This is a genomic window from Lysinibacillus composti (assembly GCF_016908465.1).
Lineage (GTDB): Bacteria > Bacillota > Bacilli > Bacillales_A > Planococcaceae > Ureibacillus > Ureibacillus composti_A.
On the sequence record NZ_JAFBDY010000021.1, the window covers coordinates 18,921 to 33,016 of the forward strand.

The 14,096-nt window shown below is 37.5% G+C and carries 10 protein-coding genes; 5 read left to right on the forward strand and 5 right to left on the reverse strand.

What is annotated here, in order from left to right:
- Positions 1–239 precede the first annotated feature (239 nt).
- From JOD29_RS16395 to JOD29_RS16415, 5 genes are all read left to right on the forward strand, one after another.
- Positions 240–1,487 (forward strand): flavin-dependent oxidoreductase, encoded by a 1,248-nt coding sequence (locus tag JOD29_RS16395; RefSeq protein ID WP_124766597.1) that lies wholly within the window; start codon positions 240–242, stop codon positions 1,485–1,487.
- A 68-nt stretch (positions 1,488–1,555) separates the two neighbouring features.
- Entirely contained in the window at positions 1,556–1,849 is a 294-nt protein-coding gene (locus JOD29_RS16400) for a Dabb family protein (protein ID WP_124766598.1), read from the forward strand.
- Between the two features lie 316 nt (positions 1,850–2,165).
- Positions 2,166–3,542 (forward strand): MFS transporter, encoded by a 1,377-nt coding sequence (locus JOD29_RS16405; protein WP_124766599.1) that lies wholly within the window; start codon positions 2,166–2,168, stop codon positions 3,540–3,542.
- 358 nt (positions 3,543–3,900) lie between these two features.
- Positions 3,901–4,425 (forward strand): hypothetical protein, encoded by a 525-nt coding sequence (locus JOD29_RS16410; protein ID WP_124766600.1) that lies wholly within the window; start codon positions 3,901–3,903, stop codon positions 4,423–4,425.
- 69 nt (positions 4,426–4,494) lie between these two features.
- Positions 4,495–5,121: a hypothetical protein gene (locus tag JOD29_RS16415; RefSeq protein ID WP_205101715.1), complete on the forward strand. Its 627-nt coding sequence runs from the start codon at positions 4,495–4,497 to the stop codon at positions 5,119–5,121.
- 186 nt (positions 5,122–5,307) lie between these two features.
- On the opposite strand, the gene JOD29_RS16420 is transcribed toward JOD29_RS16415, so the two are convergent.
- The 5 genes from JOD29_RS16420 to gucD all read right to left on the reverse strand — a co-directional run bounded on the left by JOD29_RS16420 (position 5,308) and on the right by gucD (position 14,042).
- Complete coding sequence (locus JOD29_RS16420; RefSeq protein WP_124766602.1) at positions 5,308–6,033, reverse strand: GDSL-type esterase/lipase family protein; 726 nt, start codon at positions 6,031–6,033, stop codon at positions 5,308–5,310.
- A gap of 176 nt (positions 6,034–6,209) precedes the next feature.
- Entirely contained in the window at positions 6,210–6,968 is a 759-nt protein-coding gene (locus JOD29_RS16425) for a transposase (RefSeq protein ID WP_124766603.1), read from the reverse strand.
- A gap of 352 nt (positions 6,969–7,320) precedes the next feature.
- Complete coding sequence (locus JOD29_RS16430; RefSeq protein WP_124766604.1) at positions 7,321–10,758, reverse strand: right-handed parallel beta-helix repeat-containing protein; 3,438 nt, start codon at positions 10,756–10,758, stop codon at positions 7,321–7,323.
- A 151-nt stretch (positions 10,759–10,909) separates the two neighbouring features.
- The gene (locus JOD29_RS16435; RefSeq protein WP_124766605.1) at positions 10,910–12,301 is read right to left on the reverse strand and encodes an MDR family MFS transporter; all 1,392 of its coding nucleotides are present in this window, start codon (positions 12,299–12,301) and stop codon (positions 10,910–10,912) included.
- 268 nt (positions 12,302–12,569) lie between these two features.
- Positions 12,570–14,042, reverse strand: coding sequence for an alpha-ketoglutaric semialdehyde dehydrogenase GucD (gene gucD, locus JOD29_RS16440; RefSeq protein WP_124766606.1), 1,473 nt, complete (start codon positions 14,040–14,042; stop codon positions 12,570–12,572).
- Positions 14,043–14,096: the final 54 nt, after the last annotated feature.

Genomic DNA, 14,096 nt, shown 5'->3' on the forward strand with positions numbered 1-14,096 from the left:
CACTTTTCGCGAGCTGGAGGACCAATTTACGTTTAATGGAAATATTATCGGGCCACTTATATATTTTAGGTGAGCCTTGTGCTCTCCTATTATATATATCATTTCATCGGTGTACTGGGACAAGGGACCTGTCCCCTATGTCCCACTCAAAAATTATCAAAATCTTTAAACTTTAGTAGAATGAACAACGAACATGTGTAATAATGAAACATAACTAAATATTTTTTGGAGGGATTATTTTGCCGAATATTAAATCAGCAATTATCGTCGGCGGAGGAATCGGAGGGCTTGCGACTGCCCTTAAACTTCACCGCGTTGGTGTGCTAGTGAAAGTGTTTGAAAGTGTTGAAACGATTAAAGCGCTAGGGGTTGGAATTAATTTATTGCCCCATTCCGTTAAAGTATTAACTGAGCTAGGTTTATCGGAAGAGCTCGAAAAAACAGGCTTACCAACAGCTGAACTGATGTATGTGAATAAATTTGGGAAGAAAATCTGGCAAGAAGATCGCGGCTTGAATGCAGGCTATAAATGGCCACAATACTCTATTCACCGTGGTGAACTTCAAATGATACTCCTAAATGCAGTTAAGGAACAATTAGGTGAAGAAGCTGTGTTCACTGGACATCACCTCACTTCTTTTGAAAACGAAGCGGATGGCGTGGTTGCTCATTTTGAAAATAAAAAAACAGGTGAACATGTTGGTACATATCGTGCGGATATCCTAATCGCGGCAGATGGCATTCATTCAGTCGTGCGAAAACACTTTTATCCAAACGAAGGACTTCCAAAATACAGCGGCAGAATTTTATGGCGTGGTATTACGGAGTCAACTCCATACTTAACAGGGCGCTCGATGATTATGGCGGGTTACCAAGATCAGAAATTTGTTTCGTACCCAATTAGTCCAGAATTAGCAAAAGAAGGTCGTTCCCTTGTAAACTGGATTGCTGAGCTTTCAATCGATGAAATGCCAGACCGCGCAGACTGGAACAAAGAAATCGATAAAGAGAAATTTGCGCCTGCCTTTAAAAATTGGGACTTTGGTTGGCTAAATGTGCCGAAAATCATTGAAGAAGCAAAAGCAGTTTATGAATTCCCAATGGTTGACCGTGACCCACTTCCACAATGGACATTTGGACGCGTGACATTACTTGGTGATGCTGCACACCCAATGTATCCAATCGGTTCAAATGGTGCATCACAAGCCATTTTAGATGCGGATGCTCTTGGACGAGTAATTAAAGGCCAACCTGATGCTGAACTTGCCTTAAAAGAATATGAAGCATTACGCCTTGATGCAACAGCAAATATTGTATTAACGAATCGTCAAAACGGACCTGAACAAGTCATGCAAATCGTTGAAGATCGTGCACCAAACGGCTTTGACAACTTAGACGATGTAATTTCCTACGAGGAACTTTCAGAAATCGCCAATAAATATAAGCAAATTGCAGGGTTCGATAAAGAATCGTTGAATAGCAAATAGGGACATAGGGACAGGTTCATTGTCCCACTATATTTGACCGAGATTAACAAATAGGAGGATTACTCACCATGATTGAACATATCGTTTTAATTAAATTTTCTCCAGAAACAACGTTAGAACAAAAGCAAGAGCTAATCCGCCGTACGCTTGAGTTAAAGGAGAAAATCCCTGGTATCATTGATATTCGGCAGGGCATCAACTTTTCAGAGCGAAGCAAAGGCTACGATATGGGGTTAACAGCACGTCTAGAAGACCGTGTAGCTTTAGAAAACTATCTCCCTCACCCAGCCCATCAGGAAATCCTATCTTACCTTAAGGAAATTGGCGTAGAGGATACAATTATTGTAGACTTTGAGATTTAGGGACAAGGGGACAGGTTCATTGTCCCACGATTATATATTTTTTTACGCACTGCACTTTAGCGCATAAACGCGTCGAAGCGTTTATGTGGTGAAGTAATAAATTCCGGGACACTAGGGACAGGTCCACTGCCTCACAAAAAATATGAGGCGGAGAACTTTCCCCCCTGTTTTAGTAGTATATTTTTTTACAATTTTCACTTTAGCGCGTAAACGCGTTGAAGCTTTCAATCAATAAAGTTATTTGACAAGAGGGACAGGCGCACCGTCCCAGAAAAATGGGACGAGGTGCCTGTCCCTGTTAAAGGAGGAATAAACAATGAATGCTATACAAATAAATGAAACCATCGACCGCAGTCGCTTTCGTGGCTTCCATCTTTCCCTCATCGTTTGGTGCTTTTTTATAATCTTAATGGATGGATATGATGTTGTGATTTATGGTTCCATTGTGCCTTCCTTAATGGAAGAATGGTCCATCTCTCCGGTTACAGCAGGAGCCATAGGGAGCTATACAGCCGCTGGAACTGCAGTTGGCGCCGTAGTTTTTGGTTTAATGGCAGACAAAATCGGACGTAAAAAAGTCATTATGATTTGTACGATTATGTTTAGCTTGTTCACTGCACTTTCAACTTTCGCCGGAGGACCTGTACTATTCACAATAATGCGAGTGATCGCAGGACTTGGTCTAGGAGGCGTAATGCCAAATGTCATTGCCCTATCAACTGAATACGCACCGAAAAAAATTAGAGGGGCCATCGTGTCGTTCATTTTCTGTGGATATTCAATTGGCGCCATGGCGGCAGCGATGATTAGTAAATCCGTTTTACCTGAAATGGGTTGGAAACCGATTTTCTGGATTGCAGCAATTCCATTAGTATTCATCCCCTTCTTGATGAAACAGCTACCAGAATCAGCAAACTTCTTATTATCAAAAGGAAGAGACGAAGAAGTACGAAAAATCTATAGTAAGTTGGATCCTGAAGTGACACTTGCGCCAAATGCAGTCTTTGTAAAACCAGCTAGTAAGTCTGGCGGTTCACCACTCGCGAAACTGTTTGAAAACAAACTGGCACTAAGCACCATCATGTTCTGGATTTCATGTTTCTCAGCTTTCGTTCTTATTTACGCGATGAACGTTTGGTTACCAAAATTGATGATTGAAGCAGGTTACAGTTTAGGAAATAGTTTATTGTTTGTCGTTGCTTTAAATGCAGGAGCAATCGTGGGGACGATTATCTTTGGTCGACTAACGGATAAATGGGGCTTTAAAAGAATTATGGTACCTCTCTATTTATTAGGCTTCATCGCATTGTGTGCGATCGGATTAACAAACAACACAGCACTTGCCTATGTATTAGTCGGCATCATCGGCGCTGCATCAGTTGGTGTTCAAAACATCAGTAATGCTTTTGTGTCTCAATACTACCAACCAGAAGTTCGTTCAACAGGAGTAGGTGCAGCCATGGCATTTGGACGCGTTGGCGGCATATTCGCTCCAACATTTGTAGGGGTATTGTTAACAATGAACCTATCCGCGCAAATGAACTTCACCTTTATCGGCATGGCCGCATTACTCGGCGGAATCGCTATCCTCTTCGTTCAAGAAAAGTATGCCCATTACCGACAAGAGGAAGAAGTGGTGGCTGGAACAACAGCTGGGACAACAGGGACAGGTACATTGTCCCATGAAATCTAGTGGGACGATGGGGACAGGTTCACTGTCCCACGCTCTGCAAGTAAATTGCTAAGATGATACATTTACGTTTATTTAATAAGACTGTAAACAAATTTAAAGGCCCACTTTTCATTTGAAAAGTGGGCCTTGTATATTATTAGATGCATTTGAATGACTCATTACTTTTTATTTTCATTTCATTGTATCTGTCTGTATTGTCAAACTCCAAAATATCAAAATAGTCTCATCTTCCCCCTAGTCATTCACTGATTACCGTTTAAAGGTATTTTCTCCATTATCCTTAATCTGTCCACGTAACCTTATTTTATTTATAATATTTAATAGCTATTTACTAATCAGAAAGTTGGTTCAATATAGAATGAATGATTTAAGCTTTATATATATAGCTTTAGCCATTACTATTTTCATTATTTTCGCTGCTATTTTATTTTTTAAAAGGAAAAATACCTCTTCCGTAATAACTATACAATCAAATGTCGAAGTTTCACCTAAAAATACTCCATCTGTTCATTTTCAGGATCATCTGAACACCCCAATCACAATACAAAAGATTGATGAGTCCTTACTAACTTCTTTAAAACCTATAGAGACAAATGAAAAATTAACATCTTACTCAAATGAAATACTACAACTTGCAAAGACTAATATACCTTTTTTATCAAAAAAGAAAGGAGTCTATGAAGTAGTATTTTCAGAATCTGTTCAAAATGAAATAAAAAATGGCTCTTTAAGAATAATGGATTCCAAAAAAGATGGGTATAAACGTGCAACGGCAGTTAATAATCGTGGCACTATCGTTGAAAATGCTAATCTAAAACCACTAAAAAATAACCCTGCACAAATAAAAGCACTCGCTATGAATACACTTACAGTTGTAGTTTAGCAAGAGCATTTACAAGAGATTAGAAAAGAATTGGCATTAATTCAACAGTCTCTGAAACGCTTAATATCAATGGAAAAGAATAAATACTACGGCCGTGCAGAGGGATCATATGATTATTTAAAAAGAGCATATAATATGTATTTAAATGCTGATTTGAATGATCGAGTAATGAATGAATTAGAAAGAATTTTTAGAGAGAGTATTACTGATATTCGTTCTATAAAAAGAGACCAAATAGATATAACTACACAAGTTTCTGATTTAAAGAAAAAACCTTGGATTTGGCAAACTCGAGAACAATTATCCAATATCACAAAAATAATAGAAGAATATAATCAATATGAAGAACTATTAAAATTGCTATTTATGAATTTAAATGGATGTTTAAAATTAATGGAACTATATGGAGATTCACAAAATAGTATTGATTATTCAATATCTTCGATTAACAATTTATTTGATGAAATTAATAGAAACAAAGAACAATTCATCACTAATTTAAACTCTTATTCAGAGGTATTTAAAACAAGATTAAGTACAAATAAATACCATATTGAAAATCAACAAAATATTAAAATGGCGATAAAAAGTATCGATAATGAAAATATGTATCTTGAAAGTACCTCCTCTACCCCTCCAGAAAAAATCTACTTAACTGTAGAATACGGAAAAGTAGTGTCCGTACATAGAAATTAGGGGATTAGAGCGACGGCATCACTTTCCCACTTCTGAAAGTACAAAATCGCTGAGTAACAAACTAATGCTGAACTTAATATTGATTATGAAACATAAAAGGCCCACCTTTTGATTTAGATGGGCCTTAATGCATTCCTATTTTAAATATATAATTAAATCAATACACTGGGACGAGGGACCTGTCCCCTATGTCCCAGTGATCCCTTGATAAACCGCACTAGCGATTGCTTTTGCTCCATCAGGGTTAGGGTGAATTCCATCCTTTTCAAACCATTCGGGATGATTTTTGGTTACTTGATTAATATTAATGACCTCTAACCCTAGCTCCTTACCTAATTCTTGTACACCTTCCACCACTTCAGCGACCTTTTCTTTTTGTATATTAAATTTCATCGGACCACTTGTTTTCCCATCTATATAGTAAGGAGTTGCTGGTGTATTCAGGTAGACAGTAGGACTTGAATTCAAAGTCGTATAGGACAGTATTAAATCTCGATATTGCTTTTTAAATTCCTCTTTACTAATCCAATTTTGAACTTTTGAATCATTCGTCCCAAACATAATAACGACGATATTTGGTGAAAAAGTTAAACTCTCTTTATATATTTCTTCCTTAAAATAAGGATAATCTCCAGTTCTCATTGCGGTCCTGCCACTATAACCAAAATTTCGAACATCATAAGCGGTACCAAGGAGTCTCTGTAATTCTTCCGGATACCCATAGCCATATGTAATGCTATCGCCTACACATGCAACTTTAATTTTAAGGTCTTTTAGACTCGTCGGCTTCCCATTGCTCTCTGCTGAATAACGTTCACTATCTGTTAAACTCCTCAACAGAAAAGACATAGCAATTAGTGCTACAACTATTATAAAAGAAGAAAATCGTTTTTTCCGCTTATTCTTATTCATTTAAACGTGTCACCACCTTAAAAATTTGGGACAGTGGGGACAGGTTCATTGTCCCAAATGGAATGAGATTCTGTCCCATGTCACTTTATTTTGACCGACTTTGGAATTTACATACGGAGGGACAGCGGGACAGGTTCCTTGTCTCAAATGGGACGCGGTACATGTCCCTCCGTCCCCTATAATCGACCAATCACACTTTTCGAAATTCCTGTTATTCTTGATAATTGCCGAATAGAGACACCTTCTAGTGATTTTACCGCAGCTAATATTTTGTTTCTAGTTGGCTTGTCCAATTGCTGAAGATGACTTATATTTACTACACCTAATTTGTATAGATATTCCCTTACTTCCTGATCTGTTTTTTTCGCAATCAGGTCGACGTCTAAACATTGATCATCTGTCCAAATTTTCATGTGTTCGATATAAAAACTTCTAGCTTTTTTTCGGTTGGGAGAAAATAACTTCAGACCAATATCAATATCTACAATGTCCGATTTATGTATGTATTCATTTACACTTGTCCATTTACTTTCAAACACATTTTTCACTAGCCCTGCTCGCAATGGATTTTGATGGATATATCGAAGTACGGTAAGAAAGTAAGCTGCAGTTTCGACATTTTCACTTTTAAATCGTTCTTGAAATAAATGTCCACATCGTTCATATTTCATGTTGTACCAATAAACATAGCTTGAACATATTCGCTTAATGGCGGTAGAAAGTGCCTCGTCTGCCTCCCTCAATAATAAATGGATATGGTTGTCCATTAAACAATAACCAAATACTCGATATTTACCGGCCAATTTATACTTATTTAATATTTCTAAGAACCGTCCCTTATCCTCTTCATCTTCAAAGATTGTTTGTTTATTGATCCCTCTCATAATGACATGATAAATTCCTGTACTACTCTGTTTCCGCGCTTCTCTCGGCATGTCGAATCACCTCAATGTATTATTTTTCAAAGGAGCTCTTATACTCATCCTTTTTAAGCCAATACTTGAAATAACCGTTACCAACTCGATTCCCTTTCACATGAGTTTAGATTATTCAGTTAAATCGTAATTCATTCACGACCCCAAGTCAAAAGTGCATGAAGCAATTGACACGCCCAAAATTCACTTTTGAAGCATTTTTTCGTCCTAAATATGAATTTTGACGCAAAATTAGCTGTGAAAATAAAATTTTGATGGGACGGAGGGACAGGTCCTCTGTCCCAGTTTTCGGGACAAGGGACCTGTCCCCACGACCCAAAACAGAAGGGACAAGGTGCCTGTCCCCTTGTCCCTACTCGATTTCCTTCTTCAGTTGTTGATTCGATGCTGCGATTCGAATTTTTGCTAACAAATACGAACCCTTCATTTTGCTATACCATTTCGTGACGATAAATTGATTTTTCGCAAACAGAATGGCTTGTGGTTTCGCTAAATAGATTGGCAATTGCCCATTGTGTGCAAAGCGGTTATTTTCAATAATTCCTTTATTCGAACCAGAGATTGATAGGCCGTGTACATCGTTTTCTAGGTATTCATTATGATGTGAAACAAGTACAACTTTCCCGCTAATCAACATGCCGATTCGATTTTTCTTTATCGTATTATTTAAGAGTTTTACTTTTGAATCATCTTCTGCAAGAATACCCGCTTCCCCATTTTCTGAGAAGCTATTATTTTCGCCAATGAACGTTGCATTTGATTGAATTAAAATACCCTGGGATTCATTCGCTTCAAATACATTTTGTTCGAACTTGCCGTCGGTTTGATCGCTTAGCACAACACCATGACCTGTGTTTTCAATAAATTCATTATTATGGGCGATTACCTTCGCTAAATTATTCACGACTAATGCATCGCCTTCGTTTCTCTTGATGAGGTTTGCACGCATATTAGCTGTACTGTTGTTCACTAAATGGATGCCGAAAGTAGAATGTTGAAACACTTCATTTTCTACGAAGTCAATTTCAGATTGCCCTTGCGCTTTTAATCCAACCTTATTTTCTTTCATTACATTTTTTTCTATAGTTGGTTTCGCATGTTCGTAAACGGAAATGCCAAAGTGATTGGAAATAAATTGATTCCCTATAATTTTTGGCGATGTCGAATTTAAAACATTCAAACCGACTTCACCATTTTCAAAATGATTCCCCTCATATACACCTATTGAATGATCATCCGTTTCAATTGCACTGTGCAAATGATTTGTAAATCGATTGTTTAAAACATAAGGATTTGATTCACCCATCGCTAAGATTCCTCTATCGTTGGAATCAAAATGAGAGGACTCAATCAACAATTCATTTTTGGTCGTTAGATGAATTGCTGTCTCAGCGTTCGAAAACTCACACTTTTCAACAATGCCTTTCACATCACCAACAAAAGATAAAAACGGTGACCCTTTTGCATCAGCATTCGTTGTGAATGTCGAATTTTCTATCTTTGTATAATACCCATTTATCTCAATGCCACTTTGTTCTGAATCTAATAAAACTGAAACACCCTTCATGTAGAAAGAGTTATTCCCTTTAACAATCAATGAATCGCATAATTCTAGTTGTGTTTTCCCTTCCACCCCGACGATCCCAATGGAATGATGAATTTCAAGAGGTTCTCGCAAAGTAAAAGTGCCTTCTTCCAGGCAAAGCGTTGCCCCATTAGGCGCTTTACGAATTGCTCGCTCAAAATCATCTGCAACCTTTACTTCAAGGGTAATCGATTGAGTTTCTAAGTTGGTACGACCTACGATTTTTTGTAAGAATTCATCCATCAAATCGTATTCTTTTTGAAGATCATCAATTTCTTCCTCGATTAATTCCGCTTGCACATTCAAATGGATGATTTCACTTCTAATATGCTGAACTGACTCTTGAATACGGTCTTTTACAACTTGTATGATTCGTTGTGGAAAATCTACATATTTCAATTTCTTATAAATATCATTCAGTTTATTTCCCATTTCTGATAGTTCAATCGGTAACTCACGAATGGTATATTCGACAGCATTCGTTAATTGATAGGCAAAGCGGTCGATATAGTCCGTTTCCTTAAAGAAGATTAAATAGTTACGCGTCACTGCTTCGGCATAGGTTTCAACTTCAACATAAGATAAATACTGATCCAGATTTGCTAACTTATAAGGTTTTTCTATCATTTCAGGACTCGGAATATTTACGTGCTCATCAATGAACCGAATTCCTTTAAGATGGTTCGTAAATTCTACTAGTGTTTTATTTAGATGCTGAAGTGACATAGCTGCAAGTCGATTCATGTCGTGAAAAAAGTCATGTTCAGAACTTTTGGATTGGATTCTTACATGATAATGTTGATGTGCTTGTCGAAGAAATTGTTCAGTTTCCTCTAGGATCCATTTTTTCAGTTGTTGCTCTCCTGCTTCTATCGCGCTTTCCATCGTATCAAAGTTTATTACCCTCAAATTATATGGAAATGGCTCAATCTCTTTGGAGAATGGCGTAAGGTTTTCATTTGCCGCCCACTTTTTGATTTCACTTTTGAAAACATTCTGCAGCTCAATCTGGATATCGAAATGGTGCTCGATTAGCTGCTTCAATTTACCTTTTTCTGATTCAATATGTTGTATTTCCTTGTGTTTTTCATCCATCTTCTGTTGAAGTTGATTCATTTCCTCATTGACTTGATCTGAAACTTCCTCCACGCCCGTTTGAAGCGATGATTTCATGATCTCTTGATCTTTTTCTGAAATGTGATGAAATACTGGAGTAATAATATCTTTTTCTACTTGTAAAATCCCGCTATCTTTTAGTAACAAATCTGCTGCATCTTCTAGCGCTATCCGCCCCTTTACAAGCTTTCCTTCCACTTCTTCATCAACCTCTGGAAGAAACGGTTCAAGCGTTTGCGCATGAGAAGCCAATTGCGGAGATTGAGATTCGATTAACCGCGCACCCAATGCTTTAATCGCACTGATTGGATATAGCGTATGATCTGGAACACCCCAACTAATCAGAGCATTTGATACATCATTCAATTGGTCTGGAAGATGCCCATCCTCAGGCGTCATGCGATCGATTTGATTGACCACAACGGTAAGGTGATTCAATAAATCTGGGCGAACCTCGCGTATCGAATTTAATATTTCTAAATTTTTATCTGATTTATAATTTTGGAAATTAAGTATATAGACTAAAGAATCCGTTCTTTGAATGACATCGTTGAAAACCTTCAAGATGTCCTCTTTCTTAACATTGAGGCCTTCCATCTCATGAATATCGGGAGTGTCAACAAGGACAAAATCGCGCTCCTGATTGGTTTGATGATCTTGTAAAGAATATAGTTTACGAGTGAGTTGATAACGGAAATTGAGCTCGTCTTGTTGCTGAGATGCTTTCACTTCATGATGAAAGATTTCTGCTAAGCTTTCACCCTCCACCCATTGTTTCTGGCCGTTTTCATAGAGTTTTGCTAGTTGATTCGATTCATCGCCAAATACAATATCAGTTGTTGTTAGGGAACAGGCTAACTCTTCATTTGTTGGCAGTAAATCGTCACCCAACAAGGCATTAATAAATGTAGACTTTCCTGAATTCGAGGAGCCAACGACAGTTAGGACATATTGAGATTTTGTAAAATTTTTCTGAATTTCGTGAATTCGATGAGATTGTATAGTTTCTAATTTTGGTAGTTTCTTTTTATACTCCTCAAGTAGACCTTCTATTTCATTTGTGAAAGCTTTAATATTTTTCAAATTCATAACGCCTCACCTAATATAGTATTTTCCTACCATAATCAATGATACAAAACTCTAGCATATTATTCCATAGAGATTTTTTACGGAAATGGGGTGGGACAGAGGGGACAGGTCCCTCGTCCCACAAAAAAAGGACAAGGTTTTACCCCTGTCCCTAGTGTCCCTGTACTGTCGAAACTCGCTTAATAAAGAATGAAAGTACGAAAGCAGCTACTGATATGATTAATCCTAGCAATATTGAATTTTGTACCCCTTCAACTAAACCAGTTAACGGGTTATCATATCCATTTGCTGTAATCGACATGACCGTTACTGCGATGGCTGTACCTATTGCACCCGCTACTTGTTGTAATGTATTCATAATAGCAGTACCATCCGTATACAATTCACGTGGCAATTGATTTAAGCCGTTTGTTTGAGCTGGCATCATGATAAATGACAACCCAATTAGTAATAAAATATGCATAATAATGATAGTTAAATTTGACGTGTCTGTACCGATCATGCTTAAGAAAATTAAACTGATGATCGTTAATCCAAGTCCAACTGGTACCATCAATTTCGGACCATATTTATCGAATAAATTCCCTGCTACTACCGACAATAGGGCATTTATAACACCACCCGGTAACAGCAATAACCCTGCCATCATCGGCGCTAGTAATAACGCATTTTGTAAGTAAATCGGTAAAAGAACCATCACCGATAATAAGGTCATCATAACCGCTAAGATAATTAATAAGCCTAATGTATACATTGGATATTTAAATACCTTTAAATTCAGCATCGGTGTTTCGAGCTTGAATTGTCGAATCGCAAATAATAATAAAGCGACTAAGCCAATCCCGACTGCAACATAAACTTCGGTAGTCATAAATGTCCCTAAATCACCTGAAATACTGAAGCCATAAACGACGCCACCAAAACCAATTGTGGAGAGGATGAATGATAGCACATCTAATTTAGTCGGCTGTACTTCACTCACATTTACTATGAATTTAAGACCAACGAAAAGGGCTATTAATAAAAATGGGATCGTTACCCAAAAAATAAAATGCCATGTGAATGTTTCTAAAATGACCCCTGCTAGTGTTGGACCAATTGCAGGTGCAAATACGATAACAAGCCCAATTTTCCCCATCGCTGCTCCACGTTTTTCAACGGGATACACCATTAAAATAACGGTCATCATTAACGGTAAAATAATCGCCGTTCCTAAAGCCTGGAAAATACGAGCAATTAATAATACCGAAAAGCTTGGTGCGAATGCGGCAATTAACGTTCCGATAATCGATAAAGACAATGAAGCACCAAATAATTGTCTAGTTGTAAAACGTTGCATTAAAAATGACGAAACAGGTACAAAAACACCTAATATCAACAAGTAACCTGTCGTTAACCATTGTACCGTCGAAGGTTCAATACCAAATCCTTTTCCAATCTCCACAAACGCCATATTTAATGCCGTTTCGTTAAACAATCCAATAAAAGCAGAGATTAAAAAAGGAATGACGATTTTGTTTCTTTTTTCATATAAATTACTCATAAACCCTCCATTATGTACTTCCTTACAGATCAAAGAGAAAAAATATATTTTTATAGCTTTCTTCATTAATTGTTAGTGTACTTTTTCATACTACCTCACTAAAAGCAGCACTCTCTATCATACTTTTTTACAAACACAAATTCAACAATAATATTTGGGACAACAGGGACAGGTTCCTTGTCCCAGTTAAGTGGGACGAGGAACCTGTCCCCATGTCCCAAAAAAACCGCAATCTCACATAACATTGAGATTGCGGTTTATTATCTACTTATTTATTTTTAATTAATACTGTTTTAGTTTGTGTATAAAATTCTTTTGCGGCTTCACCTTGTTCGCGTGTTCCAGTACTTGAAGATTTCATGCCTCCAAAAGGTGCCTGTAATTCTACCCCTGCACTTTCTGCATTTACACGGACCAATCCAGCTTCTATATCATCAATGAAGGCAAGAGCAGAACTGATATTTGATGTATATAAAGAAGCACTTAAACCGAAGTCCGTATCATTTGCTACATCGATTGCTTCCTCAACACTACTTACTTTAATAAGAGCAATAACTGGTCCGAAGATTTCTTCTTGTGCAATACGCATACTAGACGTCACATCTTCAAAGATTGCCGGTTCTACATAGAAACCATTTGCATATTCATTGTCAGTTATACGTTTGCCACCGAATATAAGGTTTGCACCTTCTTCTTGACCAATCTTAATGTACTCTAAAACCGTATTTAATTGGTTTTCACTCGCACACGGACCCATCCAAATTTCAGTGTCAATACCATTACCTACTGTAATTTTCCCAACTTCTTTGAGAAGTAAGTTCTTAATTTCTTCATATATTCCTTCTTGAACAATGACACGACTAGTTGCTGTACATTTTTGTCCCGTTGATTTAAAGGCACCACTTAAAATTCCATCAACAGCACTCTTCGGATCAGCATCATTCAGAACAATTACAGGATTCTTTCCACCCATTTCGAGTTGATATTTTACCCCATTAGCACTCGCTGCTTTCGCGACAAGCTTCCCTGTATATTCAGAACCAGTGAATGTAATGCCATTTAATTTTGTACTATTAATAAGTGCATCTCCAACAACTGAACCTTTACCCGTAATAAAATTCAATACGCCTTTTGGAAGACCTGCTTGTTCAAAACATTGGACAACTTTTGCTGCTGTAACAGCGCTTTCGGTTGCCGGCTTAAATACAACTGTATTCCCGTACACTAAAGCCGGTGCAATTTTCCAAATGGGGATAGCCACTGGGAAGTTCCAAGGTGTAATGATGCCAACTACTCCTAGAGGTGTGCGTTTCGTGAACATGAGGGCATCTTGATCAGAGGATGGAATGACGTCACCATCTTTTCTCATACCTTCAGCTGCATAGTAGCGTAATATCGCTATACCACGTTGCGTTTCACCAATTGCTTCAGGTAATGTTTTTCCCATCTCTTTTGTTAACGTTTCTGCAATATCATTTAGGTTTTTCTCTAACTCATTCGCCACTTTATATAAAAGTTGACCGCGATTATATTGACCCAATTTACGCCAGTTTACTTTCGCTTCTGTTGCCGCTTGGATCGCGTCATCCACTTCTTCAATTGTGGAAGACTGTACTTGACCAACAATTTCGTTTTTATTTGCAGGATTAATACTGTTTGTGATTTGCCCGCTAATACTATCTTTCCATTCACCATTAATATAGTTTTTAAATACTTCTACTGTTTTTATCGCTTCAACCATTTACATACACTCCTGTTCTACCGTAGCGACAAAAACATCTGTCACTACGAAGTT

Excerpts from the sequence above, each read along its gene's own strand:
- JOD29_RS16400 (WP_124766598.1), top strand. The coding sequence starts at position 1,556 with ATGATTGAACATATCGTTTTAATTAAATTTTCTCCAGAAACAACGTTA.
- JOD29_RS16405 (WP_124766599.1), top strand. The coding sequence starts at position 2,166 with ATGAATGCTATACAAATAAATGAAACCATCGACCGCAGTCGCTTTCGT.
- JOD29_RS16410 (WP_124766600.1), top strand. The coding sequence starts at position 3,901 with ATGAATGATTTAAGCTTTATATATATAGCTTTAGCCATTACTATTTTC.
- JOD29_RS16415 (WP_205101715.1), top strand. The coding sequence starts at position 4,495 with ATGGAAAAGAATAAATACTACGGCCGTGCAGAGGGATCATATGATTAT.
- JOD29_RS16420 (WP_124766602.1), bottom strand. The coding sequence starts at position 6,033 with ATGAATAAGAATAAGCGGAAAAAACGATTTTCTTCTTTTATAATAGTT.
- JOD29_RS16425 (WP_124766603.1), bottom strand. The coding sequence starts at position 6,968 with ATGCCGAGAGAAGCGCGGAAACAGAGTAGTACAGGAATTTATCATGTC.
- JOD29_RS16430 (WP_124766604.1), bottom strand. The coding sequence starts at position 10,758 with ATGAATTTGAAAAATATTAAAGCTTTCACAAATGAAATAGAAGGTCTA.
- JOD29_RS16435 (WP_124766605.1), bottom strand. The coding sequence starts at position 12,301 with ATGAGTAATTTATATGAAAAAAGAAACAAAATCGTCATTCCTTTTTTA.
- gucD (WP_124766606.1), bottom strand. The coding sequence starts at position 14,042 with ATGGTTGAAGCGATAAAAACAGTAGAAGTATTTAAAAACTATATTAAT.